We start from the raw sequence: 26,462 nt of genomic DNA, 5'->3' as shown, positions 1-26,462 counted from the left end.
GCTCAGCCGCGAATCCAGGTCTTGCAGGCGATCCAGATCTTGCGCACCGGCGTCAGGGCAATGCGTTGATGCAGCACCTGGAAGTTGTCGCGGCGGATTTCATCGAGCAGGGTGCGATAAATCGCCGCCATGATCAGGCCCGGACGCTGATTCTTGCGGTCGACCGCCGGCAACTGGGCAAAAGCCTGGGCGTAGTATTTTTCCGCCCGCTCGGCCTGAAACTGCATCAGGGCGACGAAGTTGTCGGAATACTTGCCGTCCAGAATGTCCTTGGCCGGAACATTGAACTGCTTGAGTTCATCCATCGGGATGTAAATGCGGCCCCGGCGGGCATCTTCCCCGATGTCGCGGATGATGTTCGTGAGCTGGAACGCCATGCCCAGATCGTGCGCATATTTCTGCGTCTGACGATCCTGATAACCGAAGATTTCGGCTGCCAGCAGGCCGACCACGCTGGCCACGCGGTAGCAGTACAGCGACAGGCCCTTGAAGTCGAGATAACGCGACTGCTGGAGATCCATCTCCATGCCGTCGATGATTTCCAGCAGTTGTTCCTTGGGCAGATGGAAGCTGCCTTCCAGCGCCTTCAGCGCCTGGCCGACCGGATGCTGCGGCTGGCCGCTCGCCACCCGTTCAATCTCCTGGCGCCACCAGGTGAGCTTGGTCGAGGCGAGCGAGATGTCCTGGCATTCATCCACCACATCATCCACCTCGCGGCAGAAGGCGTAGAGCGCCATGATGGCGCGCCGGCGCTCCAGGGGCAGGAAGAGGAAGCTGTAATAGAAGGAGGAGCCGCTGGCGGCGCACTTTTCCTGGCAGTATTGATCAGGCGTCATGGTCTTACATTCTAAAAGCGCGGCCGATCATCACCAGCCAATCACGGGGGCCCAGCGTGGGGCGTTGCTCAAAGACATTGCCGCGCACTTGGCGCAGGCGTTCAAGTATACGTAGACCGCCCTGGACGGTCAGGCGGATTTCCCAACCCAGGCGGCCGGGCAGGGCATGCACCAGCGGCTGCCCGCGCTGCATCAGGCGCTCCGCACGCTCGATCTCGAACAGCATCAGGCGTTCCCAATGGGGCGACCAGCGGCCCGCCGCAATATCGGTTTCGCAAATGCCGAAGTGCGGCAGATCGGTCTGCGGGATGTAAACACGGTTCTTTTGCCAGTCGACCGCGACGTCCTGCCAAAAATTGATCAATTGCAGCGCCGTGCAAATGCAGTCCGACTGCTCCAGATGTTCCGGCGACGTGCGGCCCACCAGATGCAGCACCAGACGCCCGACCGGGTTCGCGGAGCGGCGGCAGTACTCGATCAGCTCCGGATAATCGGCATAGCGCTTCTTGATCACATCCTGCGCAAAAGCATCCAGCAGATCGCGGAACAGGCGGATCGGCAAGCCATGCGCCCGGATCACCTCGCCCAGGCGGACAAAGAGATCGGTGGTTGGTGTTTCCCCCACCTCAATGCGATCCAGCTCCCGGTGATAAGCATTCAAAGCCTCGATCCGGGCCGCCGGCCCGGCATCGCCCTCATCGGCAATATCATCCGCGCTGCGCGCAAACTGATAAATCACCTCGATCGGCCGGCGCAGGGCTGGCGGCACGAGCAGGGAGGCAACCGGGAAGTTTTCGTAATGGTCGACGGGCATGGGGCCGCAAGTATAGGGGGGAAGCGCCACTCATGGTAGACTGCGCGCCGCTTGCCCAGGTGGCGAAATTGGTAGACGCACCAGATTTAGGTTCTGGCGCCGCAAGGTGTGGGGGTTCGAGTCCCTTCCTGGGCACCAGCAAGCACGGCACACACTGCCTACCCAACATGAAACCCGCGTGACAGCGGGTTTTTTGTTGCCTGTTGGGTTTGTGAAGGGAAGAAAAAAGCGCCTTGGGGGCGCTTTTTTTGTTGGGCGGGTTGTCGGTCAAAAGTTGAGCAGTTTGCTTAATATGCTTTATTCCGGATGGCTGTCATTTCAAATGGCATAATCCAAGCATCGAAATTCAAAAATAAGGACTAGACGATGCATAAGGTTTTTGAGGACATCTGTGGGTCGTTACGAAATTTGGCTGACGCTGTTCGCAATACCTCCGGAGAAAGCCGAACCTTAACAGAAGCATATGGATGGAATTGCCCCGCCATAACCCGTATCGATTTAGCCGCCATTCCCGACAGCATAGCGATGTGGTTGGAGGAGGCGGACCCAGAAAAGATTGACCTGGATGAGTTTGATTGTCTAACACTACTACCCAAGCAAATCGAAGTTCTAAAGCAGCAGACAGTCCCTCAACTCTTTAACGGGGGTAACGTACCACACGCATCTGCCGCGTATATGGCAACGATGTCCTTTCTGGAAAAGGAACTGGCCCCTTATTACTCTTGGCAGAAAATTGATGACCCATCACGGCTTCCACCGAAATTGGCGAGGAGGGTCAGAGGCTGCGCTGCCCGTTTGGCTGAGATAGAGCCAGAGTTGGAGTCCTTGGACGAAAAAGTTAAAGGAATACTAAGTGCCCATGATGCTGCGGAGTCACTTCCTGCAGACATGGAAGCACTTTCGGAAGCTCGAAAAAAAATCGACAGGTTGACCGAGGGAGCAGTAATTGATGTTGAAAAAATAGCCTCACGAGAAACGCAGGCGAAGGAATATCTTGATGGGATGGTTGGCAAAGCGAAGGAGGCTGCAAAAATTGTCGATCAGTGTGATGAGGCTTACCGTGCAGCCACGACCAAGGGACTTGCCGCTGCCTTTGATGAGCGGGCAGCTTCGTTACGAGTATCTATGCGCTATTGGGTTTTTGGGCTGGCCGCAGCATTAGCCGCTGGAGGGGCTATTGGTAAAAACCGAATAGATACACTATCAGCTGTTTTTTCCAGCGGAACGCTCCATTGGGAAACTGTGTTTGCTCACATTCTTTTGACGGTATTGGGTATCGGTGGCCCCCTCTGGTTTGCTTGGGTCGCTACAAAACAAATAGGTCATAGATTTAGGCTGGCCGAGGACTATGCTTTTAAGGCGTCTGTGGCGAAGGCTTATGAGGGTTATAGGAGAGAGGCTGCGAACATTGATGAAGTGTTTGAGGCCCGATTATTTAGCACTGCATTGGTGCGCTTGGAGGAGGCTCCTTTGCGCCTTGTCGAGGGGACAACTCACGGAAGCCCTTGGCATGAATTTATGACCTCTCCGGTCTTTAAAGAAGCAATGGCTGCGGTTCCAAATTTCAAAGACACCCTGGTTGAAATTTTCAAGAAGGGCCGGAATACAACAGATGGGTTTGCCCAAAAGACAACAGGAGAGGGGAAGCAGGAGTCTGAAGAGTTAGGCAAGGCTGCTACACAGTAGACCGGTAGCAGCGCACCTAGCGCGTTGGAATGGTATCTGCTCTAGCAGTCCATGAGTACGCATGAATAATGGGCGAAAGTTTCGCGCTTTTTCCAAAGGGACTTGTATCTGGCATGCCTCATGCGGTAGCACCGGTTGAGTAACCCATAGTTGCTTGCCCCGACAAATTATCCGAATGGCTGCTTCGGCTGACCACCCGCCACCCACCTCAAACAAAAAGCCCAGGCATGCAGCCTGGGCTTTTTGTTGTCCTGAGGATGAGTTCCCTGTTCAGCCTTGCTTGGCCACCGCTGCCACGCGGGCCTGATGCAGTTTCCGGTAGCTGTCGATCAGGCGCTGGTGGCGGTCGAGGCCTTCCAGTTTCATGCTCGTTTCCGTCAGGCCGTAGAAGCGGAGGCTGCCTTCCAGTGAGCCGATGACGGCGTCCATGCGGTCGTTGCCGAACATGCGGCGGAGGTTGGGTTCGTAGTCGGCGAAATCCATCTCGTCGTCGAGTTCGATGCTCAGGGCGGCGCTCATGGCCTGGTAGAAGAGGCCGCGGTCGACGGTGTTTTCGTTGTATTGCAGGTAGGCGTCGACCTGATCCTTGGCGGATTCAAAGTCTTGCAGGGCGAGGTTGATCAGGAGCTTGAGTTCGAGGATGGTCAGCTGGCCCCAGACGGTGTTTTCGTCGAATTCGACGCCGATCAGCGTGATGATGTCGGTGTAGTCGTCGAGTTCGCTTTCTTCCAGGCGTTCGAGCAGGTCGGCCAGCGCGTCGTCGTCGAGGCGGTGCAGGTTGAGGATGTCTTCGCGGAAGGCGAGTGCCTTGTTGGTGTTGTCCCAGATCAGGTCTTCCACCGGGTAAATCTCGGAGTAGCCGGGCACGAGAATGCGGCAGGCAGTGACACCGAGCTGGTCGTAGACCGCCATGTAGGCTTCCTTGCCCATGGCCTCCAGGATGCCGAAGAGGGCGGCGGCCTCCGTGGCATTCGAGTTTTCGCCGTGGCCGGAGAAATCCCATTCGACAAAGTCGTAGTCCGACTTGCTGCTGAAGAAGCGCCAGGACACGACGCCGCTGGAGTCGATAAAGTGTTCGACGAAGTTGTTCGGCTCGGTGACGGCGTTGCTCTCGAAGGTCGGGCGCGGCAGGTCGTTCAGGCCTTCGAAGCTGCGGCCTTGCAGCAGTTCGGTGAGGCTGCGCTCGATGGCGACTTCCATGCTCGGATGGGCGCCAAAGGAGGCAAAGACGCCGCCGGTGCGCGGGTTCATCAGGGTCACGCACATGACCGGAAATTCGCCGCCCAGCGAAGCATCCTTGACCAGGATCGGGAAGCCCTGGCTTTCCAGCTCGGCAATGCCGGCGAGGATGCCGGGGTATTTGGCCAGCACCTCGGCCGGGACATCGGGCAGGGCGATTTCGCCTTCGAGGATGTCGCGTTTGACGGCGCGCTCAAAGATTTCCGACAGGCATTGCACCTGCGCTTCCGGCAGGGTATTGCCGGCGCTCATGCCGTTGCTGAGGTAGAGGTTGTCGATCAGGTTGGTCGGGAAGTACACCGTTTCGCCGTCGGATTGGCGCACGTAGGGCAGGGCGCAGATGCCGCGTTCGGTGTTGCCGGAGTTGGTGTCGTAGAGGTGCGAGGCGCGCAGTTCGCCGTCCGGGTTGTAGATTTCCAGCGTGTACGCGTCGAGCAGGTCCTTGGGCAGCGCATCCTTCTTGCCCGGCTTGAACCAGCGTTCTTCCGGGTAATGCACGAAGGGCGCATCGGCAAATTCTTCGCCCCAGAACTGGTCATTGTAAAAATGGTTGCAGTTCAGGCGCTCGATGTATTCACCCAGCGCCGAGGCCAGCGCGCTTTCCTTGGTGGCGCCTTTGCCGTTGGTGAAACACATCGGCGAGTGCGCGTCGCGAATGTGCAGCGACCAGACATTCGGCACCAGATTGCGCCAGGAGGCGATTTCAATCTTGATGCCCAGGCTGGCCAGAAAGCCGGACATGTTGGCGATGGTGTCTTCGAGCGGCAGGTCTTTGCCGGGGATGGTGGTTTTGGTGCCCGAGGTGGTGTCGACCGTCAGAAGGGCCTGGGCGTCGGCGTCGAGGTTCTCGACTTCCTCGATGATGAATTCAGGGCCGGTCTGGATGACTTTCTTGACGGTGCAGCGCTCGATCGAGCGCAGGATGCCCAGGCGGTCGCGCTCGGAAATGTCCGGCGGCAGTTCGACCTGGATCTTGAAAATCTGCTTGTAGCGGTTTTCCGGATCCACGATGTTGTTCTGCGACAGGCGGATGTGCTCGGTCGGGATGTGGCGCGTGTCGCAGTAAAGCTTGACGAAATACGCCGCACACAAGGCCGACGAAGCCAGGAAATAGTCGAACGGCCCCGGCGCAGAGCCGTCGCCCTTGTAGCGGATGGGCTGGTCGGCAATGACCGTGAAGTCGTCGAACTTGGCTTCCTGACGAAGCTTGTCGAGAAAGTTGACCTTGATTTCCATGCGGGGATTTCCAAAAAGCGTTCAAAACAAAAACGGGGCAGCAGGGGCGACATTATCCGGGTTTCCGGGAGGTACGGGCGCCCGGTGTCCGATGTGTCCGGATCGTCGCGGGTGAAATTTGCCCCTTTCCGACGGTCGACCGTCGGTGAGCCGCAGTTTTGCCGGGGGCGGCTTGCGCGCTGTGATGGGCTGTATTGCTGGCCGGGTGTGGGGATGGGCGGGGTGTGGTCAAAGCGTGTTGTTTTGAATGCGTAAACTGATTCATCAATGTTAAATTTTTTCGTCCAAATGCATCATGTCGTGATGGGCCTCGTTATACTTACGTAATAAGCCAAATGGGATAGAGGAGGCCGGGGTGGTCATCGACAGTACGCGCGCATTTGCAATTCGCCTGATGGAGCATCTGGTGGTGCCGACTTTCGTGCTGGATGCCGAGCGTCGGGTCGTGATCTGGAACCGTACCTGCGAACGCCTGACCGGCATCCCGGCCAGCGAGATTCTGGGTACGCGCCAGCACTGGAGCGCTTTTTACGACGAGCCGCGTTATTGCCTGGCCGATATCCTCGCCCTGGGCTGCGCCAACGAACTGGATGCCCTGTATGCCGCCCACACCGAGCCGAGCGAGACCGGCGAAGGCTTGCGCGCCGAGAACTGGTGCACCATGCCCCATACCGGCAAGCGCCTCTATCTGGCCATCGATGCCGGTCCCATCTACGACGATGAAGGGCGCCTGATTGCGGTGGTGGAAACCCTGCGCGACATGACCGAGCAGAAGCTGGCCCAGATTGCCCTGCAGCGGCTGGCCGAGCGCGATGGGCTGACCGGCATCGCCAATCGGCGGCGCTTTGACGACAGCCTGGAACTCGAATTTCTGCGCGCCCAGCGTGAGCAAAGGCCGCTGTCGCTGATTCTGGCGGATGTGGATTTCTTCAAACGCTATAACGACCATTACGGCCATCAGGAAGGGGATGCCTGCTTGAAGCAGGTGGCGTCTGCGCTGGAATCGGCCAGTTTTCGCCCGACCGATCTGGTGGCGCGCTACGGTGGCGAGGAATTCGCCATCCTGATGCCTTATACCGATGAGGCCGGCGCGACGGCGGTGGCGGAGCGTGTGGTCGAGCAGGTTCGTCGTCTGGGCTTGGCGCACGCGGCCTCCGAGGCGGCCTCGCATGTGACGGTCAGTCTCGGTGTGGTCACCCTGCTGCCGGAAGAACAGCACAGCAGTGCCGATTTGCTGAAAGCAGCCGATCAGGCCCTGTACGCCGCCAAGCACGCAGGCCGGGATCGCTTTGTCTGCGGCGCAGTCACGGAGACGCTGCGGGAGCCATTGCGGCGTATCAGCCCGGCCGACGATCTGTGCGCGGCCTGAGGGTCTGAATACCACGCTGCGGCGGGCGCTGCCTGCTCGCCGGGCGGGATTTAAAGCGCGAGCGTCTGCTGGATCGGATGGTTGACCATGCCGGCGGTGGCCTCCAGCCCGGCGGCCCGCACCCCGAGCAGGCGGATGCGTTTTTCCAGCGGCACCCGTTTCAGGCATTCGGTGGCGGCGCGGCGGATGGTGAGCCCGTCATCCGTGGGCGATTCCAGCGTGATATCCCGGGTAATCGACTGAAAATCCGCATAGCGCAGCTTGATACCGATGGTGCGGGCAAACTGCCCTTTGCGCCGCAAATCGTCCGCCACACGCAGGCAGAGCTGGGTGAAGTGTTCCGAGAGCGTGTTGCGGTCGTGCCGCACGTGCAGGTCGCGGGCAAAGGTGCTCTCCCGGCTGACCGATTTGGGTTCGCGCACGGTTTTGACGGGGCGCGCGTCGATGCCGTTGGCAACTTCGTGCATCCAGTGTCCGGTGCTGCGCCCAAAGGTCCGGACCAGCAGGTCGAGCGGGGCCTGTGCCAGATCGCCGATGCGCTGGATGTTCAGCGTGGCGAGGCGGGCATTGGCCTTGGGGCCGATACCGTTGATCTTGCTGGCCGGCAGCGGCCAGATCCGCGTTTCGAGGTCGCCGACGGTCAACACCGTGATGCCGTCCGGTTTGTCGAGGTCCGAGGCGATTTTGGAGAGGGTCTTGTTCGGGCTGATGCCAATCGAGCAGCTGAGCCCGGTGGCGGCCAGCACGGCATCCTTCAAGCGGCGGGCCAGGGTCTGGCTGTCTTCGTCGAAATCGCTCAGATCAATGTAGATTTCATCGATGCCACGGTCTTCGATGGCGGGTGCAATGTCGGCTACGGCGGCCTTGAAGCGGCGCGAATAATCGCGGTAGGCATCGAAATTGGCCGGCAGCAGGATGGCATCCGGCGCGAGCTGGGCCGATTTCATCAAACCCATGCCGGAAAACACACCGAGCGCCCGTGCCTCATAGGTGGACGTGGTGACGACGCCGCGCCCGACGTAATCGCGCAACCGGGCAAAACGCAGGCGGCCATCGCCTTCGGCCTGCGGCACATTCCGGCCACCGACCACCACCGGCTGCCCCTTGAGCATCGGGTAATGGCAGAGCTCGACGGACGCAAAGAAGGCATCCATGTCGAGATGGGCGATCCTGCGTGCGCGGGGCGAATCGGGGTGGCTCATGGCGATGGAACGGGGCGTGCGCCCCGTGGCGGGGGCTTGGCTTACGAATACTGTATTAATGTACAGTTATTGTAATCCAACTTCTCCCCGCCGCGTCACGCTGCCTGTTTTATGGGCAGCGTGAGCAATTCCGATCCGGCTCAAAGACTTAAAGCGCCCACCCAGTGCGCATCCCCAGGCTTATCCACAGATTTTGTGGGCAGTGTTCATTCGGCCTGGGCGATGCCTTTGAGGGCGAGGAACTCATCGATCAGGCGGGCCATCAAGGTGGCCTCATCGTCTTCCTCGATGCCGAGCAGGGCGGCGACTTGCTGGCGCTTGGCGAGGTCCGGCGCGGCCTCGGTGCGGCGGGGTGTGGCCGACGTCGCCATTGATGTCGGGGCGGCAGGGGCGGTTGTGGACGGCTCGGCCTGTGCACCGACGGCCTCCGGGGCGCTGGGGTTGGGCGCAGTGCTCGCCGTTGCCTGGGACGTTGCGGGGGCGGTAATTGTTGCGGCCGCTTGTCCGAAATCTTCCTGAGGGGCGATGGCAGGCGCCCGCGTTTTGCCGGTGGCGCGATCGAGGGCCTTTTTGGAGAGCTTTTCCCCTTCCGGCAGTTGTTCGATCTGCTTGATCAGGGCCTGGGCGCTGGCTTCGTCTTTCTGGACCAGCTTTTCCAGCTGGATGGCGGTGCTGGCGCTGCTGATCTTGCCGGCATCGAGCAGGGCGACCACCGGCTCGGAGAGGCGGGCGGCGGCGGTGGCCTGGTTGACCCAGGTCGGGGCGCGGCCAAAGTAGCGGGCAGCATCGTCGGCCGACTCAAAGCGCTCGGAGAGGCGCTGGATGGCCTGGGCCATGTCGCGCGGTTCGAGGGCGCTGCGCACGCCTTGCCCGAGGTTTTCGAAAATCTGGATGGCCAGCCGGTCTTCCATCGTGCAGGTGCGGATGAGGGCCGGGATCGTCTCGGCACCGGCGGCAAGCGCGGCCTGGCGGCGACGTTCACCGGCCACGACGACGTAGCGTCCGGGCAGCTCGCCGGGGCGGACCAGAATGGGCTGGATCAGCCCGACTTGCTGGATGGCGTTGATCAGGCCATTCAGCGCGCCCTCCGTCTGCTTGGTGCGGACGTGCTGCGGGTCAGGGTCGATGGCGGAAAGGTTCAGTGTCTGGAGTTCGAGGGGCGCGTTGGGGATGGACATGCCGGGACAGCGAAGAAAAAGGGGGCGGCATGTTCGTCTTTTTTGCGCGTTTGATCAATCCAAACTGCGGCCACCTTGTTTCAGAGGCCGAGCACTTCCCGAAAGAACGGCAGCGCCGCCATCTGGAAACCAGCGGCCTTGCGGTGGCCGCCACCCCCGTAGCGTTGCGCGATGGCAGCCACGTCGACCGCGCCTTCGCTGCGCAGGGATGCCTTGATCTGGCCATTGCCGTCCAGATGCCAGGTCATCCCCCAGGTGCCGCTGAGCTGGGCGAGGCGATGGCCGAGATCGGAGGCAAACAGCGGCGGTGCGTTGGCGGCCAGGCCGGGCAGGGCGTGCCAGTGGCTCAGGCCATCGGTGACGATGTCCTGGCCGTGGCGCAGCGCTTGCAGGGCATCGGCCGGTTCGCCGCGCAGGCGGGCGGGGCCGGGGAGGCGACCGCCGCTCATACGCGTCACCTCCAGCATCAGGAAGCGTTCCACGGTCTGGCCACGGTCGACCTGCTGGCGATAGGCAAAATCATCCGCAGACATGCTCACAGTCATGAGTGGCTGCCAGGTCGCGAAGTCGAAATCGAGCAAGCGCAGGGCGCGACAGAATGGCCGGGTGTCCGGGTCCGTGTGCTGCCACAGATCGTTGGCAGCGATGTGCTGCAAGGCGAGCGGCATCGGCTGCCCGGGTTGGAAATGCTGCCAGCTGAGCGCGCAACCGGCCTGGTCCAGATCGAAGATCAGGCGCAGCGGCGCGTGCGGATGCTGAAAGTCGATCGCCGTTTGCTCGCCAAAGTGGCTGGTCCAGGCTTGCCAGGCCGAGAGGTGGTGATCGATCACCGTGACGCCGGCAGCGTGCTGGGCCAGAGTCGTCAGCCTCTCCGGCGGCAGGGCGTAGTCCAGCAGGTAGAGCTGGTGGCCCGCGTAGGCGCTCGCGTCCAGGTGCATGCCGTGATGGCAAGGAATGTAGCGGGCGGTGTTGCCGAAGTGCGTCCAGGCTGCATAGGCCGCGCCAAAGCCATCCAGGCAGTCGGCGTGATAGAGGATGGCGATGGGGGCACTCATGTCGGGCGCGTGTGCGGGCTATTAATAATGCGGGGGAATCTCGTCGCGCAGGTTGCGCGGCTCATTGGGCTGATTGCTTTGCACCTGATCGCGCAGTGATTTCAATTCGCGGATCAGGAAGTCGATTTGCTGCTGCTGACGGTAAATCGTGCGGTTGAGTTCGTCGATCATGTCTTCCGTGTAGGTCAGCTTGATTTCGACGTCGGTCAGACGGGCGTCGTCCATGGGGCATCCTTGGTGATGGGGTGATTCAAACGGGAGAAGTGTATCGGGCGCTGTGCCTGTCCGGGTTTTCGGAAAAATATTTCCTCGAAAGTGTTGACCAATCCTCGTATTGCTCTATAATGCGGCCTTCTTCAGGCGGTTAGCTCAGTTGGTTAGAGCGCCACGTTGACATCGTGGAGGTCGTTGGTTCGATTCCAATACCGCCTACCAAATTCCTGACGGGGTTGATTCCATGTTTTTCCGAACTTGCATCGCAGTTCAGAAACTTTAACGAGTCAGCTTTCGTTCGACCAAAAAGTGCGGCTCGTTCCGCACTTTTTTTTCGTCTTTTTTTCGAGAATCCGCCATGCCTGATATCAAATTGCCCGACGGTTCCATTCGTTCTTTTGAACAAGCTGTCACCGTTGCCGAGGTTGCAGCCAGCATCGGTGCCGGGCTTGCCCGTGTCGCCCTGGCGGGCAAAGTGGACGGCAAGCTGGTCGATACGTCCTATTTGATCGAATCGAATGCGGATCTGGCGATCATCACGGATCGCGATGCAGAAGGCCTGGAAGTGATTCGTCACTCGACGGCGCACTTGCTGGCTTATGCGGTCAAGGAATTGTTCCCGGAGGCGCAGGTGACGATCGGGCCGGTGGTGGAAAACGGCTTCTATTACGACTTCGCCTACAAGCGTCCGTTCACGCCGGAAGATCTGGCCGCCATCGAAAAGCGCATGGCTGAACTCGCCAAAAAAGACATTCCGGTCACGCGTGAGGTCTGGGATCGCGATGAGGCGGTCAAATTCTTCCTGGGGCAGGGTGAAAAATACAAGGCCGAGTTGATCGAGGCGATTCCGGCGGGTGAGCAGGTCTCCCTGTATCGCGAAGGTGACTTCATCGACCTGTGTCGCGGCCCGCACGTGCCGACCACGGCCAAGCTCAAGGTCTTCAAGCTGATGAAGGTGGCGGGCGCCTACTGGCGCGGCGATCATCGCAATGAGCAGCTTCAGCGTATTTACGGCACGGCCTGGGCCAAGAAGGAAGACCTCGAGGCTTACCTGCACATGTTGGAAGAAGCCGAGAAGCGCGATCACCGTCGCCTTGGCAAGCAGTTCGATCTCTTCCATATGCAGGACGAAGCGCCGGGTCTGGTGTTCTGGCACCCGAAGGGCTGGGCGGTCTGGCAGGAAATCGAGCAATACATGCGCAAGGTGTACCGCGATAACGGTTACCAGGAAGTGCGTTGCCCGCAGATTCTCGACAGGTCCCTCTGGGAAAAGTCCGGTCACTGGGATCACTACAAGGACAACATGTTCACGACGGCCTCGGAAAACCGTGACTACGCGGTCAAGCCGATGAACTGTCCGGGGCATGTGCAGGTGTTCAATTCCGACCTGCGTTCCTATCGCGAACTGCCGCTGCGCTACGGCGAGTTCGGTTCCTGTCACCGTAACGAGCCGACCGGTGCGCTGCATGGTCTGATGCGCGTGCGGGGCTTCGTTCAGGATGATGGTCATATCTTCTGTACGGAAGAGCAGATCGAGTCCGAAGTGACTGCCTTCAATGCGCTGGTCAAAAAGGTCTACGCCGATTTCGGCTTCAATGACGTGGCGGTCAAGCTCGCTCTGCGTCCGGAGAGTCGTGTCGGCTCCGACGAGATCTGGGATAAGGCGGAAGACGCGCTGCGCCAGGGCTTGCGTGCCTCCGGTCTGGAGTGGACCGAGTTGCCGGGCGAGGGGGCTTTCTATGGCCCGAAGATCGAGTTTCACATCAAGGATGCGATTGGTCGTTCCTGGCAGTGCGGCACGATGCAGGTCGATTTCTCGATGCCGGGCCGTCTGGGGGCGGAATACGTCGCCGGTAACGACGAGCGCAAGGTGCCGGTCATGCTGCACCGTGCCATCCTCGGTTCGCTGGAGCGCTTCATCGGCATCCTGATCGAGAACTTTGCCGGTTCGCTGCCCTTGTGGCTGGCTCCGGTGCAGGCGGTGGTTCTGAATATTTCGGAAAAGCAGGCCGATTACGCGGCCGATGTTGCGCAAAAGCTGCACCAGGCAGGCTTTAGAGCCGAGGCTGATTTGCGTAACGAGAAAATTACCTATAAAATTCGCGAACATAGCTTGAACCGGCTGCCTTACCAGCTCGTTGTGGGCGACAAGGAAAAGGAAGCCGGCTTGGTGGCCGTGCGTACTCGCGGTGGTCAGGATCTCGGTCAAATGACGGTCGAGGCACTGATCGAGCAACTCCGAGGGGAAGTTGCAGCGCGCAGTGGCACGGCTTAATTATTGATTTTCGGGGGTTTTACCATCGCTCAGAACAAGACCCATCGTTTAAACGATGAGATCACGGTGCCGGAGATTCGTCTCCAGGGTTTGGAAGGTGAGCAGCTTGGGATTGTGAATATCCGTGCTGCACTGCAGATGGCCGAGGAAGCCGGGGTTGACCTGGTTGAAATCGCGCCGACGGCGAAACCGCCGGTCTGCCGCATCATGGACTATGGCAAGTTCAAGTACCAGGAAGCCAAACGCGCGCACGAAGCAAAGCTGAAGCAGAAGCAGGTGCAGGTGAAGGAAATCAAACTGCGCCCGGGTACCGACGAAAACGATTACCAGATCAAGCTGCGGAACATGACCCGCTTCCTGGATGACGGTGACAAGGTCAAAGTGACCCTGCGCTTCCGGGGGCGTGAAATGGCCCACCAGGAATTCGGTATGCGCCAGCTGGAGCGCATCAAGGCTGACCTTGAAGAAGTGGGTCAGGTTGAACAGATGCCGAAGATGGAAGGGCGCCAGATGATCATGGTCATCGCGCCGGCCAAGAAGAAGTAAGGTTTTTTTAGGACCCGGTTTTCGGGTCCGCCTTTGCAGTACCGGCCACTTGGCAACAAGTGGTCAAACACAAGTGCTTACGGGTTGTGGAAGTGTTTCCGTCGGAAACCACCTGCAAGCATGTCATTAAGGAGCATCTAAATGCCCAAGATGAAGACCAAGAGCAGCGCCAAGAAGCGTTTCTCGGTTCGCGCCGGTGGTTCCATCAAGCGCGGTCAAGCCTTCAAGCGTCACATCCTGACCAAGAAGACCACCAAGAACAAGCGTCACCTGCGCGGTGCCGTTGGTGTTAACGAGCGCGACGTTGCATCCGTCCGCGCCATGATGCCCTACGCGTAAGGAGATAAAGCATGTCCCGAGTTAAACGTGGTGTAACGGCTCGCGCCCGTCACAAGAAGGTTCTCGCCCAGGCCAAGGGTTACCGCGGTCGTCGCAAGAACGTATATCGCATCGCCAAGCAAGCGGTGATGAAGGCCGGTCAGTACCAGTACCGTGACCGTCGTCAGCGCAAGCGTCAGTTCCGTTCCCTGTGGATCGCCCGTATCAATGCTGCAGCTCGCGAGCTCGGCATGAAGTACAGCACCTTCATGAACGGTCTGAAGAAGGCCAACATCGAAGTCGACCGCAAGGTCCTGGCCGATCTGGCTGTCTTCGATCAGCCGGCATTTGCCGCTCTGGCCGCCCAGGCCAAGGCAAAGCTCGGCGCCTGAGCTTAAGCTCTTGACGAAAAAGGAGGCGCAAGCCTCCTTTTTTGTTGGTATCCCCCGATACCTGTTGTTGTCACAGGTCTGTCATCCAGACCGTGTTTGGCCCTATTGTTGGTAAAAGTCCATGGACAATCTCGATCAGATCGTTAGCGAAGCACAAGCTGCTTTCGCCGCCATTTCCGACCCGGACGCGCTGGAGCAGGCCAAGGCCCGCTTTCTCGGCAAGAGCGGCCAGATTACCGAACTCCTGAAGGGCCTGGGCAAGCTCCCGCCCGAAGAAAAGAAAACCGCCGGTGCGGCGATCAACGTGGCCAAGACAGCCGTTGAGAACGCCCTGAACGCCCGCCGTGAAGCGATCCGCAAGGCGGCGCTGGAAGCGCGTCTGGCTGAAGAGGCGCTGGATGTGACCCTGCCTGGTCGCGCTGAAGCGCGCGGCGGTCTGCACCCGGTGACGCGCACCCTGGAGCGCATTGAATCCCTGTTTGCCTCGATCGGCTTCGAAGTCGCCGACGGCCCGGAAATCGAAGAGGATTTCCACAATTTCACCGCGCTGAACACGCCCGAGGATCACCCGGCGCGTTCGATGCACGACACCTTCTACCTGCAGAACCCGGACGGCTCGCTGGCCGACAAGGTGCTGCTGCGTACCCATACCAGCCCGATCCAGGCGCGTTACATGCAGGCGCATGTGGCCAAGTACGGTCAACGCGAAAAAATGCCCGAAATCCGCATCATCGCGCCGGGCCGTGTGTATCGCGTGGATTCCGATGCGACCCATTCGCCGATGTTCCATCAGGTCGAAGGCCTGTGGGTGGGAGAGAATGTCTCCTTTGCCGATCTCAAGGGCGTGATCGCTGATTTTCTGAAGAGCTTCTTCGAGACCGACGACCTGACGGTGCGTTTCCGTCCGTCCTTCTTCCCGTTCACCGAGCCCTCCGCCGAAATCGACGTGGCCTTCATGAGCGGTCCGCTGAAGGGGCGCTGGCTGGAGATTGCCGGTTGCGGCATGGTGCATCCGAACGTCTTGAAGATTGCCGGCATCGATCCGGAGCAGTACACCGGCTTTGCCTTCGGCTTCGGTCCGGACCGCCTGACCATGCTGCGCTACGGCGTCAATGACCTGCGCCTGTTCTTCGAAGGCGACCTGCGTTTCCTGCGCCAATTCGCCTGACCCCTTTTTCGAGACAAGCCCATGAAATTCTCTGAATCCTGGTTGCGTACCCTCGTCAATCCGACCCTGTCGAGCGAGGAACTCTCCCATCTGCTGACCATGGCCGGCCTCGAAGTCGAGGACATGGCCCCGGTTGCGCCCGCTTTTCACAGCGTGGTCGTTGCTCAGGTGCTCGAAGTCGTCAAGCACCCGGATGCCGACCGCCTGAATGTTTGCCAGGTCGATATCGGTGATGGCTCGCCGAAACAGATCGTCTGTGGTGCCCCCAATGTCGCTGCCGGCCTGAAAGTGCCGTGCGCGCTGCCGGGTGCTGAACTGCCGGGCGATTTCAAGATCAAGATCGCCAAGGTGCGCGGCATCGAATCCTCCGGCATGCTCTGTTCCGCCAAGGAACTGGGGATTGCCGAAGAGGCCTCCGGTCTCCTGATTCTGCCGGTCGACGCACCGGTGGGGCAGAATATCCGGACCTATCTCGATCTCGAAGACACGGTTTTCGAGATCAAGCTGACGCCGAACCGCGCCGATTGTCTGTCCCTGCTGGGTGTGGCCCGTGAAGTCGGTGCGATCACCGGTGCCGCCACCGATTTGCCGGTGGTCGTCGAGGTGCCGGCCAGCATCGCCGATACCCGTGCCGTTGTGCTGGATGCGCCGGCAGCCTGCCCGCTGTACTACGGTCGCGTCATCAAGGGGGTCAATGCCAAGGCAGCGACGCCGACCTGGATGGTGCGTCGCCTGGAGCGCAGCGGCATCCGCGCCATCTCAGCGCTGGTTGATATCACCAATTACGTGATGCTCGAACTGGGTCAGCCGCTGCATGCCTTCGACAACACCAAGCTCAGCGGCAGCGTGCATGCCCGCCTGGCCAAGGCCGACGAAAAGCTGCTGCTCCTGAACGAGCAGGCCATCGATCTGGCGGCCGATGTGCTGACCATTGCCGATGACAGCAAGGTGCTGGCCATGGCCGGCATCATGGGTGGCGAAGAGAGCGGCATTACGCTGGAGACCAGCGAGCTCTTCCTGGAATCCGCGTTCTTTGCGCCGAAAGCCATTGCCGGCCGTGCCCGTCGTTATGGTTTTGCTTCCGACGCTTCGCACCGTTTTGAACGCGGTGTCGATTTCGGCGGTACGCGTCGTGCCATCGAGCGTGCGACCCAGCTCATCCTCGAGATTTGCGGCGGGCAGGCGGGTCCGGTGGTCGAAGCCAAGGCCGATCTGCCGGCACGTCCGCCGGTGCGTCTGCGCACGGCCCGCGCTGAAAAGGTGCTGGGTGTGCCGCTGGGTGCCGAGCGCATTGCCGGTCTGTTCAAGGGGCTGGCCCTGGCATTCACCTGCGAGGGTGACGATTTCCTGGTCACGCCGCCGAGCTGGCGCTTCGACATGGAAATCGAAGAAGACCTGATCGAAGAAATCGCCCGCCTGGTCGGTTACGACAACATTCCGTCGCTGGCACCGCAGGCGCGCATGGCCATGCTGCGCCAGCCGGAAGCGCAACGCCCGGCTTACCGTATTCGCCAGATGATGGCCGATCGGGGCTATCAGGAAGTCGTCAATTTTGCCTTTGTGGAAGAGGCTTGGGAGGCGGATTTCGCTGCCAAGACCGAAGAAGCGGATCTGATCCGCCTCGCCAATCCGATTGCCAGCCAGATGGCTGTCATGCGGTCGTCTCTCTTTGGCGGCCTGATTTCGAATCTGGTGACCAATCTCAAGCGCAAGCAAACCCGCGTGCGTCTGTTTGAAGTCGGTCGCACCTTCCATCGCGACGCCGATGCCACGCCGGTCAGCGGCTATCGTCAGCCCTGGAAACTGGGCGGTCTGGCGTTTGGTGGCGCCTTGCCGGAAAGCTGGACGAGCGGTGGCCGCAAGGTCGATTTCTACGATGTGAAGGGTGACCTGGAGGCCTTGCTGGCACCGGCTGCCCTGCGTTTTGAGAAGGTCGCCCATCCGGCCCTGCATCCGGGACGCGCTGCGCGCATCCTGCTCGATGGCCAGGAAATCGGTGTCGTCGGCGAGCTGCATCCTGAATGGGTTCAGAAATATGACCTGCCGAACGCCCCGGTGCTGTTCGAGCTGGATTTTGCCGTACTGAAAGCGTCGACCGTCCCGGCCTATGCCGAGGTCTCCAAGTTCCCGCCGGTCATCCGTGATCTGGCGGTGGTGGTCGATCAGTCGCTTGCTTTGCAGGCCCTGATTGATGGTCTGAAACAGGGCTTGCCGGGCCTCGTTCAGGACATTCAATTGTTCGATGTGTACGTCGGCAAGGGGGTTCCTGAAAACAAGAAAAGTCTTGCGTTCCGTATAGTTATGCAAGATACTCAACGCACTTTGCTAGATTCTGAAGTTGATGCTGCGATGCAGCAACTGGTGTCCTGTCTCGAACAGGCATTCGGTGCTCAACTGCGTGCCTGATGGAAAAAACGACGATGACGCTTACCAAAGCTGAACTCGCGGACCTGCTCTTCGAGCGAGTAGGTCTGAACAAGCGTGAAGCCAAGGACATGGTCGAGGCTTTCTTCGAAGAAATCCGTAACGCCCTGGAAACCGGTGATGGTGTCAAACTCTCCGGTTTCGGCAACTTCCAATTGCGCGACAAGCCCCAGCGCCCGGGGCGCAATCCCAAAACCGGGCAGGAAATTCCGATTACGGCACGCCGTGTCGTGACTTTCCATGCCAGTCAAAAGCTGAAGTCCGACGTTGAACTTGCTTACGATGGAACCACGGCATAAACCTGCTGGCGGCGAGGAGTTGCCGCCCATTCCGGCCAAGCGCTACTTCACCATCGGTGAGGTGAGCGAGCTTTGTGGCGTCAAGCCGCATGTGTTGCGCTACTGGGAACAGGAATTCACCCAGCTGAAGCCGGTCAAGCGGCGCGGTAACCGCCGCTATTACCAGCATCACGAAGTCCTGCTCGTCCGGCGTATTCGCGAGCTGCTTTATAATCAGGGCTTTACCATCAGCGGTGCGCGTAATCGCCTGGACGAAGGCGATGTCGGGCATGCTGACGAAGGCCTGAAAATCGAGGCGGCCGCCCCGGTTTCCGGACTGCGTCAGGAACTGCAATCAATTATTGCGTTGCTGCGGCTTTGAAAATCCGGAATTTCCGGTATAATGCGCGGCTCGTCGGGGTGTAGCGCAGCCTGGTAGCGCACTTGCATGGGGTGCAAGGGGTCGCGAGTTCGAATCCCGCCACCCCGACCATTGATTCGATGAAAAACCGGCCTCGTGCCGGTTTTTTATTTTTATCTGTTGAAAAACGGATTTAGACAAATTAAATTACTGCCACCCGTTTATTTATTACTGGAGGTAATCATGGATTTGTCGACTCTTTCTGTTCCGCAATTGCGCGAACTGCAGCAGCAAATTCCGCTCGAAATCAAACGTCGCGAAGTTCAGGAAAAGGCTGAAATCCTGAATGAAGTCCGTGCTTTTGCCAAAGCCCGTGGTTATGCCATTGAGGATTTGCTGACTGGCAAGGAGCCGAAAGTTAAAGTCCCGTCCGCCGGTGGCAAGGTCAAAGTCAAATACCGCCATCCGCAAAATGCGGAACTGGAATGGACGGGGCGCGGTCGCAAGCCGAAGTGGGTTGAGGCTTGGCTGGCCGAAGGTGGTTCCCTCGATAATCTCCTGGTGTAATTCATGCGTATTCTGCTCAGTAACGACGACGGCTATTTCGCACCGGGCCTGGCGGCCCTGGCGGAGGCACTGGCTGGATTGGGTGACATCATCGTGGTCGCGCCTGAGCAGAATCGCAGTGGCGCCAGCAATTCACTGACGCTGGATCGCCCGATGTATTTGAAAACCGCGCAAAGTAGTTTTCATTATGTAAATGGCACGCCCACCGATTGCGTGCATCTTGCCGTTTCCGGCATGCTGGATATTCAGCCCGATATTATTGTTTCCGGGATTAATCTCGGTGCCAATATGGGGGATGACACCATTTATTCCGGCACGGTGGCGGCTGCCACGGAAGGGTATTTATTCGGCATTCCGTCTTTTGCCGTTTCACTGACCAGTTTTGAAGGCCGTCATTTTGCGACTGCAGGCAAGGTGGCACGTGACATGGTCGAACGTTTTGTTCGCGATCCGATTCGCGAACCGGTATTGCTGAATATCAACGTGCCGGATATTCCGGCGAACGAACTCAAGGGCGTGGTCACCACCCGTCTGGGCCGGCGCCACAAGGCCGAGCCGATGGTGCGTACCGTTTCTCCCCGGGGCGAAACGATGTACTGGATCGGCGCCGCCGGTGCAGCATCGGATGCCGGTCCGGGTACGGACTTTCATGCAGTCGAATCCGGTTATGCCTCGGTGACGCCTTTGCAGATCGATTTGACCAATCAGGCGCAATTGCCGGCGATTCGCCGCTGGATGGAGTAAGGGCATGTTGCAGGGTATCGGTATGACTTCCCAACGGACGCGCGTGCGCATGATCGATCGCCTGCGTGAGCAAGGGATTCGTAGCGACGCCGTGCTCAGTGCCATGGCAGCGGTCCCGCGCCACATCTTCGTCGAGGAGGCCCTGGCGTCCCGTGCTTACGAAGATACTGCCCTGCCGCTCGGCATGGGCCAAACGATTTCCCAGCCCTATGTGGTCGCGCGGATGATCGAGCTGCTGCTCAACGGCCGTAGCACGCTGGGCAAGACCCTCGAGATCGGTGCAGGCTGCGGTTATCAGGCTGCGGTACTGGCGCAACTGACCAAGGAAGTTTACGCCATCGAGCGCCTGGGGCCCTTGCTGGAAAAGGCCAAGCTGCACATGCGCGCCTTGCAGCAGTTCAATGTGCGTCTGAAACATGCGGATGGCCAGTTGGGTTTGCCCGAGGCGGCACCATTTGACAGTATCATTGTCGCTGCGGCCGGCATTCAGGTGCCGCCTGCGCTGTTGTCGCAGCTGGCGGTCGGCGGACGCATGGTCTTGCCAGTCGGGACAACGGAGCAGTATCTTAGCTTCATCGAGCGTACCCCGGAGGGCTTCACCGAAACCCGTCTGGATGCCGTGCGCTTTGTCCCGTTATTGTCTGGAACCCAATGAACTGTCGTTTTCTCGTTCTCGCTTCGATTCCTGTCTTGTTGAGCGGCTGCTTCTCGCAACCGCCGGCGCCGACGGTCGACCGTGCCGGCGGGGCACAATCCCGTGCAACGACACCCGCGCCGACGGCGGTTGCTGCGCCCGTGGCCGGGCCGGGGTATTACACGGTCAAGCGCGGCGATACCCTGTATCGCATCGCGCTGGAGAACGGTCAGGATTATCGCGAGATCGCGGCCTGGAACAATATTGCCTTGCCGGCTGCCATCATCAAGGAAGGGCAGGCCCTGCGCGTGCAGCCGCCGGGTGATAACGGGCCGGTGGTGACCAAGCCGATTGCTGCCGCCTCCGCTGTCGAGTCCCGTCCGCTGGATCCGCAGCCGGTGGCTGCGCCTGCAACCAATGCCGCCAATCCCAACCTCAAGCGCGAGCCGCGGGTCGGCAAAGAACCCTATTCCGACGAGGCTTACGCCCGCCTGAACCGTACCGAGCCGCCCAAGGCGCCGGAAACCAAGCCGGAGCCGGCGCCGACACCTGCACCCACTCAGGCGCCCGCTACCGCTGCTGGCCCGGATGACGTGGCCTGGGCCTGGCCGACCAATGCCAAGCTCTCCACGCCGTTCAGCGATGCGGGCAACAAGGGCTACGATTTTGCCGGCAAGGCGGGGGATCCCGTGCTGGCGGCAGGCGATGGGAAAGTCGTCTATGCCGGGGCCGGCTTGCGTGGCTACGGCGAACTGGTGATCGTCAAACACAACGGTACCTATCTGTCGGCCTATGCGCATAACCGCAAGATTCTGGTCAAGGAAGGCCAGAGCGTGACGCGCGGTCAGAAGATTGCCGAGATGGGCAATACCGACGCCGATTCGGTCAAGCTGCATTTCGAAATCCGCAAGCAGGGCAAGCCGGTCGATCCGTCGCAGTATCTGCCGAAACGATGAGCGAACGGGACGACATCAGCGAAGAGCCGGCGTTTGGCGAAGAGCCTGACGAGGCGCTGCTGCTGGCGGAGCCCGAGACGGTGGCGCCGGAAATCGAGCTGCTCGAAGATGTCACCCAGCTTTATCTCAACGAGATCGGCGCCAAGCCGCTCCTGACGCCGGATCAGGAACTGGCGACGGCCCGGCGCGTACGGGCCGGCGATTTTGCCGCCCGGCAAAAGATGATCGAGCACAACCTGCGGCTCGTCGTGAATATCGCCAAGCATTATCTCAACCGGGGGATTCCGCTGCTCGATCTGGTCGAGGAGGGTAATCTCGGTCTGATTCACGCGCTGGAGAAATTTGATCCGGAGCGCGGTTTCCGTTTCTCGACCTATGCCACCTGGTGGATTCGCCAGAGCATCGAGCGCGGCATCATGAACCAGTCGCGCACCATTCGTTTGCCGGTGCATGTGGTCAAGGAAATCAACGTTGTCCTGCGTGCGATGCGCCACCTGGAGTCGGCCGACCGGCGCGAATCGACGCTGGAAAAAATCGCGTTGCTGCTCGATAAGCCGATTGAAGACATTCGTCAGGTGCTGGCGCTGAACGAGCACATTGCCTCGCTGGACGCGCCGCTCGAAATCGATTCGGCACACACCATGGCCGAAGTGATCGCCGATGACAGCGAGAGCGCCGATCCGGCCTCCCTGCTGGAGCACAGCGAGGTCGGCCATTTGCTGGAAGACTGGCTGACTCAACTGACCGATCGTCAGCGTTTCGTGCTGGAGCGTCGCTACGGCCTGAACGGTCATGACATTGCGACCTTGGACTGCATCGCCACGGAATTCGGCCTGACCCGCGAGCGGGTGCGGCAGATTCAGATGGAAGGGCTGGATCGCCTGCGCAAGATCATCAAGCGCGGCAACATCAGTCGAGACTCTCTGCTCTGATCGCGATCATGGCCTGATCTCAGGCAGCAAAAAGCCCGCTTTCAGACGGTCGACCGTCGGAAAGCGGGCTTTTTCAATGGCGGGCCAGGCCGGCTTCAGCGCGGCATGCGTTCGCGGATGGCTTCCGCCAGTTGAAACACCGACATGGCGTAGAAGCTGGAACGGTTGTAGCGGGTGATCACGTAAAAATTGTCGTAGCCCAGCCAGTATTCCGTTTCCTTGCCGGGCGAGGCGAGGTCGATCAGGGCGACCTTGGCCTGCTGGTCTGCGGTGCTGGCTACGCCCTGCTGCTGCAAGGCTGCTGCGGAGAGCGTGGGACGGATGCCGGCTTCCAGCCAGGCCGGATCCGGTTGGCCGGCCAGTTGTGCCGGAACGGCGACGGGTTGGCCGGCCTGCCAGCCGTGTTGTTCGAGGAAGCGGGCCACGCTGCCGATGGCATCCTCGACGCTGCCGGAGAGATCCACGCGCTGATCTCCGTCGAAGTCGACGGCGTAGCGGCGCTGGCTGCCCGGCATGAACTGCGGGATGCCGATGGCCCCGGCGAACGAGCCCTTGACCGCGAGCGGGTCGAGCTGGTTTTCGCGGCTCAGGATCAGGAATTGTTCGAGTTCGGTCCGGAAGAAGTCGGCACGGGGCGGGTAATTGAAGGCCAGGGTGGCGAGGGCTTCGAGCACACGGAAGCCCCCCGTGTTGCGGCCATATTCGGTTTCGACGCCGATGATGGCCACGATCACCTCGGGCGGGACGCCGTAAAGCGTACTGGCGCGCAGCAGGGCGGCGCGGTTTTCCTGCCAGAAGCGGATGCCGTGATCGATCCGGCGGTCATTCAGAAAGCGCGGGCGATAGCGTTCCCAGGAACGCTGCGTCGGTGTGCTCGGCGGCTTGATCAGTTGAATGACCTTGGCGTTCGGGCGGATCTGGGCAAACTGGCCGAGCAGGGTGTCGGCATTGAAGCCGTGGCGCTGCTCCAGGTCGCGGGCGAAGGCGACAACGGCGGCATCTTCGGCAAAGCTCGGTGAGGCCGGCGTGGCGGCGGTGAGTGTCAGCGGGAGGGCGGTGAGTGCCAGGGCAAGCAGGCGGCGGGCAGACAACTTCAATCGGTTCTCCGTGAGGCAAGGCGGGCCACGGCGGCACGCAAGTCAGTCAGGTCGGTCTGGTTGCCGTAGCGCACCGCCAGGTAGGCGTCGACCACGGCGCTGAAACGGGGTGCCAGGCCGGGCGCTGTCTGCTCGACGCGGGCCAGCAGGCACAAGGGCGTTTCCCAGGGGGCGCAGTCTACCTTGCTTCGCTGCAACTGTCTCAAGGCCTGCTGCCAGAGCTGCCGGGCCGGGTCTGTGCTGCGCTGCGGGCGCAGGGTCCAGGCCAGCAAGGCGAGCAGCAGGGTCGCGATGCTCCCGCCCAGAAAAATGGCCAGGGTTTGCCAGTCGACCGTCTCCAGGCCGAGTGTGGCCAGCAAGTTGCGTTGACGAAATTCGTCGTAGCCCAGCACGTACTGATTCCATTGGTTGTTCAGGGCTTCCCAGCGCTGGCGCAGGTCGCGCAGCCATTCGGCCCGGACCACGAGGGGGAGTCCGTCCGTGCTGGCGAGGGCGCGCCCGATGCCGGTCTCGATCCGGTCGGGCGAGACGGCTGCGGTCGGATCGACACGGACCCAGCCGCGTCCGGCCAGCCAGACTTCCGCCCAGGCATGGGCATCGGATTGGCGAACGACCACATAGCCATCCAGCGGGTTGAGTTCGCCGCCCTGATAGCCCGTCACGACACGGGCCGGGATGCCCGCAGCGCGCATGAGCACGACAAAGGCGGCGGCGTAGTGTTCGCAGAAGCCGCGGCGGGTCGAGAACAGGAATTCGTCGACGCTGTGAATCCCCAGGCGGGGCGGTTCGAGGGTGTAGTGGAAATCGTTCTCTGTGAAGTACTTGAGGGCGCGGCGAACGAGGGCTTCGGGGTTCTGCTCCGCCTGTTGCCATTCGGCGGCAAGCGCCAGCGTGCGGGGGTTGAAGCGGGGTGGTAGCTGCAGATTGTGCATGCGCACCGCCGGTGTTTCATCGACATTGAAGCGGTAGATCAGGGCCGATTGCAGGCGCACGCGGGTGCGCTCGGTGAGCGGGGCGGCGGTACGGGCGGTCAACTGCCCATCGAGGCTCGATTTTTCCGGCAACTGGGTGGGCGCATCCAGGGCCAGCAACCAGTTCTGTGGCGCGGCTTCCAGGGTCAGCTCGTAGTCGAGGCCCGGCCCCAGGGCCTCAATGCGTGGCGGGGGCGTGCGCAGCGGTGTCGGACGCCAGATGCGCCCGTCGAAGGCATCGAGGACCGGCCCGCGCCAATAGCGCTGAGCCGTGCTCGGTACCGGGCCGAAGAAGCGTGTGCGCAGGGCGATGTCGCCACTTTGCACCAACGTGGCAATATCGCCCGGGCTCATGCTGTCGGACAGACCGGTCCGGCCGCTGAACGCATCCTGCGGCAGTCCCCAGAGCGGCCCCTGGATGCGGGGGAAAAGCAGAAAGAGCACGATCAGAAAGGGCAGACCTTGCAGGCACAGGCGTCCGGCAAGCTGAAGCTGCGGGCGTAGCGGTAGCCGCTGGCCGGCCTGCAGGCGGATCTGGGCAAGCAGCGTCAGGGCCACGCAGCCGAACGTCCAGGCTGCGCTGAGAATGTCCTGTGCGTGGAAAAAATGCGTCAGCAGCAGGAAATAGGCGAGCACGATGAGCACCATGGCATCGCGCCGTGTCCGGATTTCCAGGAGCTTGAGCGGGCAAAAGAGCAGCAGCATGCCCATGCCTGCATCGCGCCCGAGCAAGGTCCGGTATTCGACAGCCAGTCCAGCCAAAGCGGCCAGCGTGGCCAGGGTCAGCAACCCTCTGGCGGGCATGGGCTCATCGCGTTGCCAGCGTCGGAAGGCCCAGAGCACGAGGAGTGCCGAGCTCAGGGCGAGCCAGTGGGGGACAAATAAAACATGCGGCGCCATGGCCGCCAGACTGACCCCAAAGAGCCAGGGGGGCGTACTGCGTTCGAGCCGTTCGCGGGGATCGAAACTCATGGCGTCGGCACGCAGAGCGCCAGCGCCTGCAGGCAGGCGTGACGATGCGCGGGGCCGCTGCCCAGCGGCAATTGCTGATCGGGCAGCGTGAGTGCATAGCGGCGCCCGGCTGCCTCGGCGGCCAGCACCCAGCCGGTGAGCATGGAAATCCGGGTTTCCGCATCGTTGACCGTCGCCGTCAGCGCCCAGTCGAGCATCAGGGCCGTTTCGCTGCCGCTGCCGAATTCCTTGATCAGCAACGGGCGCGCGCCGTCATGGCGGGCATCGATTTTCCAGGCCACATGATTGAGTGCATCGGCCGGCTGCCGTTCGCGCAGGCCGGCAAAGTCATCGTCACCCCGCTGCTGGCTGAGCGGGCCGGCTTCGCCGCCCGCAGCGGCGGGTAACGGCATCTCGATCGGTGTGGGATAAACCAGGCAGCGCATGCTGGGCTGCGGGTAGGCCCAGGCCACGTACAGCCCGAGCGGGTAGCGGGTGCTCAGGCGGAGGCGCGGCAGGAACAGCCAGCCGCGCTGTGTCGTGGGCAGCGGGACAATCAGGCGTTGCAACTGCTGCGGGTCGAGGTGGGTTTCGATTTCCAGTGCGGGTCCGGCGCGCAAACGCAGGGCGGGGCGGTGGCGTGTGCTGCGATTGTCGAGCAGCAATTCGAAACGGGCCGCTTCTCCGGCAAAGACCGGCGGGCTGCTGCCGGCACCCAACCAGAGGCCGTGCATGTTACGGAAGGTTTCCAGCATGCCCGCCAGTGCAATGCCGGCCAACAGAAAGACCAGCGCGTGGCCGAGCGCCAGGCTGTAGTTGATCGCGGTGAGCAACATGGCGATGAGCAGGAGGGCATAGAGCAGTCCTTGTCCGCTGGGCAGGATGTAAATCCGGCGCTGTGTCAGGCAGAAAGGCGCTTCACCATCCGGGCGCGGGCGCAGGAAGGGCGGTATCAGACGTGCCGGCACGCGGGGACGCCAGGAAAACCGGAAGGCATGGGGCTGCGCCACGGTCAACGCT

Annotated in this window: 25 protein-coding genes and 3 tRNA genes; 18 read left to right on the top strand and 10 right to left on the bottom strand. The window is 60.9% G+C overall.

The annotated features are described in order from the left end of the window. Positions 1-2: 2 nt before the first annotated feature. Positions 3-836, bottom strand: coding sequence for a presqualene diphosphate synthase HpnD (hpnD, locus tag AACO21_RS03840; RefSeq protein ID WP_346191167.1), 834 nt, complete (start codon positions 834-836; stop codon positions 3-5). 4 nt (positions 837-840) lie between these two features. Then, positions 841-1,650 carry a squalene synthase HpnC gene (hpnC, locus tag AACO21_RS03835; protein ID WP_346191166.1) on the bottom strand — a complete coding sequence of 270 codons (810 nt, stop codon included), beginning with the start codon at positions 1,648-1,650 and terminating at the stop codon, positions 841-843. Positions 1,651-1,703: 53 nt separating this feature from the next. Here hpnC and AACO21_RS03830 point away from each other — a divergent pair. Together AACO21_RS03830 and AACO21_RS03825 are read left to right on the top strand one after the other, a co-directional pair. Beyond that, positions 1,704-1,788 (top strand) — tRNA-Leu (locus tag AACO21_RS03830). Between the two features lie 228 nt (positions 1,789-2,016). Further along, positions 2,017-3,336, top strand: coding sequence for a hypothetical protein (locus AACO21_RS03825; protein ID WP_346191165.1), 1,320 nt, complete (start codon positions 2,017-2,019; stop codon positions 3,334-3,336). 270 nt (positions 3,337-3,606) lie between these two features. On the opposite strand, the gene AACO21_RS03820 is transcribed toward AACO21_RS03825, so the two are convergent. Further along, positions 3,607-5,811, bottom strand: coding sequence for an OsmC domain/YcaO domain-containing protein (locus tag AACO21_RS03820; RefSeq protein WP_346191164.1), 2,205 nt, complete (start codon positions 5,809-5,811; stop codon positions 3,607-3,609). Between the two features lie 355 nt (positions 5,812-6,166). Between AACO21_RS03820 and AACO21_RS03815 the strand changes: the two genes are divergently transcribed. Beyond that, a complete protein-coding gene (locus AACO21_RS03815) occupies positions 6,167-7,180 on the top strand; it encodes a diguanylate cyclase (RefSeq protein WP_346191163.1) in 1,014 nt (337 codons plus the stop codon). Positions 7,181-7,230: 50 nt separating this feature from the next. Here the strand turns inward: AACO21_RS03815 and dinB are convergent, their stop codons facing one another. The 4 genes from dinB to AACO21_RS03795 all read right to left on the bottom strand — a co-directional run bounded on the left by dinB (position 7,231) and on the right by AACO21_RS03795 (position 10,840). Further along, complete coding sequence (gene dinB, locus AACO21_RS03810; protein WP_346191162.1) at positions 7,231-8,382, bottom strand: DNA polymerase IV; 1,152 nt, start codon at positions 8,380-8,382, stop codon at positions 7,231-7,233. 206 nt (positions 8,383-8,588) lie between these two features. Continuing rightward, positions 8,589-9,560: a ParB/RepB/Spo0J family partition protein gene (locus tag AACO21_RS03805; protein ID WP_346191161.1), complete on the bottom strand. Its 972-nt coding sequence runs from the start codon at positions 9,558-9,560 to the stop codon at positions 8,589-8,591. An 80-nt stretch (positions 9,561-9,640) separates the two neighbouring features. Further along, entirely contained in the window at positions 9,641-10,615 is a 975-nt protein-coding gene (locus AACO21_RS03800) for a DHHA1 domain-containing protein (RefSeq protein ID WP_346191160.1), read from the bottom strand. A gap of 21 nt (positions 10,616-10,636) precedes the next feature. Next, entirely contained in the window at positions 10,637-10,840 is a 204-nt protein-coding gene (locus AACO21_RS03795) for a SlyX family protein (protein ID WP_346191159.1), read from the bottom strand. 133 nt (positions 10,841-10,973) lie between these two features. Here AACO21_RS03795 and AACO21_RS03790 point away from each other — a divergent pair. The 15 genes from AACO21_RS03790 (at position 10,974) to rpoS (ending at position 22,423) form a co-directional block, all read left to right on the top strand. Further along, positions 10,974-11,050: transfer RNA gene (locus AACO21_RS03790), tRNA-Val, on the top strand. A gap of 136 nt (positions 11,051-11,186) precedes the next feature. Further along, positions 11,187-13,103, top strand: a complete 1,917-nt coding sequence (thrS, locus tag AACO21_RS03785) for a threonine--tRNA ligase (RefSeq protein WP_346191158.1) — start codon at positions 11,187-11,189, stop codon at positions 13,101-13,103. Between the two features lie 24 nt (positions 13,104-13,127). Continuing rightward, positions 13,128-13,649, top strand: a complete 522-nt coding sequence (gene infC / locus AACO21_RS03780) for a translation initiation factor IF-3 (RefSeq protein WP_346191421.1) — start codon at positions 13,128-13,130, stop codon at positions 13,647-13,649. 141 nt (positions 13,650-13,790) lie between these two features. After that, positions 13,791-13,988, top strand: coding sequence for a 50S ribosomal protein L35 (rpmI, locus tag AACO21_RS03775; protein WP_153148261.1), 198 nt, complete (start codon positions 13,791-13,793; stop codon positions 13,986-13,988). An 11-nt stretch (positions 13,989-13,999) separates the two neighbouring features. Further along, positions 14,000-14,359 carry a 50S ribosomal protein L20 gene (gene rplT, locus AACO21_RS03770; protein WP_121459511.1) on the top strand — a complete coding sequence of 120 codons (360 nt, stop codon included), beginning with the start codon at positions 14,000-14,002 and terminating at the stop codon, positions 14,357-14,359. 121 nt (positions 14,360-14,480) lie between these two features. Then, complete coding sequence (pheS, locus tag AACO21_RS03765; RefSeq protein WP_346191157.1) at positions 14,481-15,527, top strand: phenylalanine--tRNA ligase subunit alpha; 1,047 nt, start codon at positions 14,481-14,483, stop codon at positions 15,525-15,527. 21 nt (positions 15,528-15,548) lie between these two features. Then, positions 15,549-17,933 carry a phenylalanine--tRNA ligase subunit beta gene (gene pheT, locus AACO21_RS03760; protein WP_346191156.1) on the top strand — a complete coding sequence of 795 codons (2,385 nt, stop codon included), beginning with the start codon at positions 15,549-15,551 and terminating at the stop codon, positions 17,931-17,933. Positions 17,934-17,947: 14 nt separating this feature from the next. Further along, entirely contained in the window at positions 17,948-18,250 is a 303-nt protein-coding gene (locus AACO21_RS03755; protein WP_346191155.1) for an integration host factor subunit alpha, read from the top strand. After that, positions 18,234-18,611: a MerR family transcriptional regulator gene (locus AACO21_RS03750; protein ID WP_346191154.1), complete on the top strand. Its 378-nt coding sequence runs from the start codon at positions 18,234-18,236 to the stop codon at positions 18,609-18,611. Before AACO21_RS03755 ends, AACO21_RS03750 begins: the two co-directional genes overlap by 17 nt. Before the next feature lie 34 nt (positions 18,612-18,645). Next, a tRNA-Pro gene (locus tag AACO21_RS03745) sits at positions 18,646-18,722 on the top strand. Between the two features lie 24 nt (positions 18,723-18,746). Next, the gene (locus AACO21_RS03740; protein ID WP_346191153.1) at positions 18,747-19,157 is read left to right on the top strand and encodes an H-NS histone family protein; all 411 of its coding nucleotides are present in this window, start codon (positions 18,747-18,749) and stop codon (positions 19,155-19,157) included. A gap of 3 nt (positions 19,158-19,160) precedes the next feature. Then, complete coding sequence (gene surE, locus AACO21_RS03735; protein WP_346191152.1) at positions 19,161-19,901, top strand: 5'/3'-nucleotidase SurE; 741 nt, start codon at positions 19,161-19,163, stop codon at positions 19,899-19,901. Between the two features lie 4 nt (positions 19,902-19,905). Then, a complete protein-coding gene (locus AACO21_RS03730) occupies positions 19,906-20,556 on the top strand; it encodes a protein-L-isoaspartate(D-aspartate) O-methyltransferase (RefSeq protein WP_346191151.1) in 651 nt (216 codons plus the stop codon). Beyond that, a complete protein-coding gene (locus AACO21_RS03725; RefSeq protein WP_346191150.1) occupies positions 20,553-21,491 on the top strand; it encodes a peptidoglycan DD-metalloendopeptidase family protein in 939 nt (312 codons plus the stop codon). Before AACO21_RS03730 ends, AACO21_RS03725 begins: the two co-directional genes overlap by 4 nt. Further along, on the top strand, positions 21,488-22,423 hold the full coding sequence (rpoS, locus tag AACO21_RS03720; RefSeq protein WP_346191149.1) for an RNA polymerase sigma factor RpoS: 936 nt from the start codon (positions 21,488-21,490) through the stop codon (positions 22,421-22,423). The genes AACO21_RS03725 and rpoS overlap by 4 nt, the downstream gene beginning before the upstream one ends. 95 nt (positions 22,424-22,518) lie before the next feature. Here the strand turns inward: rpoS and mltB are convergent, their stop codons facing one another. From mltB to AACO21_RS03705, 3 genes are read right to left on the bottom strand one after another with little or no spacing between them, the layout of a single operon-like run. Then, the gene (gene mltB / locus AACO21_RS03715) at positions 22,519-23,520 is read right to left on the bottom strand and encodes a lytic murein transglycosylase B (protein ID WP_346191148.1); all 1,002 of its coding nucleotides are present in this window, start codon (positions 23,518-23,520) and stop codon (positions 22,519-22,521) included. After that, positions 23,517-25,463, bottom strand: a complete 1,947-nt coding sequence (locus AACO21_RS03710; RefSeq protein ID WP_346191147.1) for a DUF3488 and transglutaminase-like domain-containing protein — start codon at positions 25,461-25,463, stop codon at positions 23,517-23,519. The genes mltB and AACO21_RS03710 overlap by 4 nt, the downstream gene beginning before the upstream one ends. Continuing rightward, positions 25,460-26,452, bottom strand: coding sequence for a DUF58 domain-containing protein (locus AACO21_RS03705; RefSeq protein WP_346191144.1), 993 nt, complete (start codon positions 26,450-26,452; stop codon positions 25,460-25,462). Before AACO21_RS03705 ends, AACO21_RS03710 begins: the two co-directional genes overlap by 4 nt. Positions 26,453-26,462: the final 10 nt, after the last annotated feature.

This window comes from Dechloromonas sp. ZS-1 (assembly GCF_039649255.1).
In the GTDB taxonomy this organism is placed as follows: Bacteria; Pseudomonadota; Gammaproteobacteria; order Burkholderiales; family Rhodocyclaceae; genus Azonexus.
Note: the sequence above shows the minus strand (reverse complement) of the source record. Positions and strands in the feature narration are given on the sequence as shown.

Bases quoted from the DNA above. Each gene is read 5' to 3' on its own strand.
- AACO21_RS03800 (WP_346191160.1), bottom strand. From the start codon at position 10,615: ATGAGTGCCCCCATCGCCATCCTCTATCACGCCGACTGCCTGGATGGC.
- AACO21_RS03710 (WP_346191147.1), bottom strand. From the start codon at position 25,463: ATGAGTTTCGATCCCCGCGAACGGCTCGAACGCAGTACGCCCCCCTGG.
- rpoS (WP_346191149.1), top strand. From the start codon at position 21,488: ATGAGCGAACGGGACGACATCAGCGAAGAGCCGGCGTTTGGCGAAGAG.
- AACO21_RS03725 (WP_346191150.1), top strand. From the start codon at position 20,553: ATGAACTGTCGTTTTCTCGTTCTCGCTTCGATTCCTGTCTTGTTGAGC.
- rplT (WP_121459511.1), top strand. From the start codon at position 14,000: ATGTCCCGAGTTAAACGTGGTGTAACGGCTCGCGCCCGTCACAAGAAG.
- AACO21_RS03795 (WP_346191159.1), bottom strand. From the start codon at position 10,840: ATGGACGACGCCCGTCTGACCGACGTCGAAATCAAGCTGACCTACACG.
- AACO21_RS03820 (WP_346191164.1), bottom strand. From the start codon at position 5,811: ATGGAAATCAAGGTCAACTTTCTCGACAAGCTTCGTCAGGAAGCCAAG.
- thrS (WP_346191158.1), top strand. From the start codon at position 11,187: ATGCCTGATATCAAATTGCCCGACGGTTCCATTCGTTCTTTTGAACAA.
- surE (WP_346191152.1), top strand. From the start codon at position 19,161: ATGCGTATTCTGCTCAGTAACGACGACGGCTATTTCGCACCGGGCCTG.
- AACO21_RS03730 (WP_346191151.1), top strand. From the start codon at position 19,906: ATGTTGCAGGGTATCGGTATGACTTCCCAACGGACGCGCGTGCGCATG.
- hpnD (WP_346191167.1), bottom strand. From the start codon at position 836: ATGACGCCTGATCAATACTGCCAGGAAAAGTGCGCCGCCAGCGGCTCC.
- hpnC (WP_346191166.1), bottom strand. From the start codon at position 1,650: ATGCCCGTCGACCATTACGAAAACTTCCCGGTTGCCTCCCTGCTCGTG.
- rpmI (WP_153148261.1), top strand. From the start codon at position 13,791: ATGCCCAAGATGAAGACCAAGAGCAGCGCCAAGAAGCGTTTCTCGGTT.
- dinB (WP_346191162.1), bottom strand. From the start codon at position 8,382: ATGAGCCACCCCGATTCGCCCCGCGCACGCAGGATCGCCCATCTCGAC.
- AACO21_RS03825 (WP_346191165.1), top strand. From the start codon at position 2,017: ATGCATAAGGTTTTTGAGGACATCTGTGGGTCGTTACGAAATTTGGCT.
- pheS (WP_346191157.1), top strand. From the start codon at position 14,481: ATGGACAATCTCGATCAGATCGTTAGCGAAGCACAAGCTGCTTTCGCC.
- AACO21_RS03805 (WP_346191161.1), bottom strand. From the start codon at position 9,560: ATGTCCATCCCCAACGCGCCCCTCGAACTCCAGACACTGAACCTTTCC.
- AACO21_RS03750 (WP_346191154.1), top strand. From the start codon at position 18,234: ATGGAACCACGGCATAAACCTGCTGGCGGCGAGGAGTTGCCGCCCATT.
- pheT (WP_346191156.1), top strand. From the start codon at position 15,549: ATGAAATTCTCTGAATCCTGGTTGCGTACCCTCGTCAATCCGACCCTG.
- AACO21_RS03755 (WP_346191155.1), top strand. From the start codon at position 17,948: ATGACGCTTACCAAAGCTGAACTCGCGGACCTGCTCTTCGAGCGAGTA.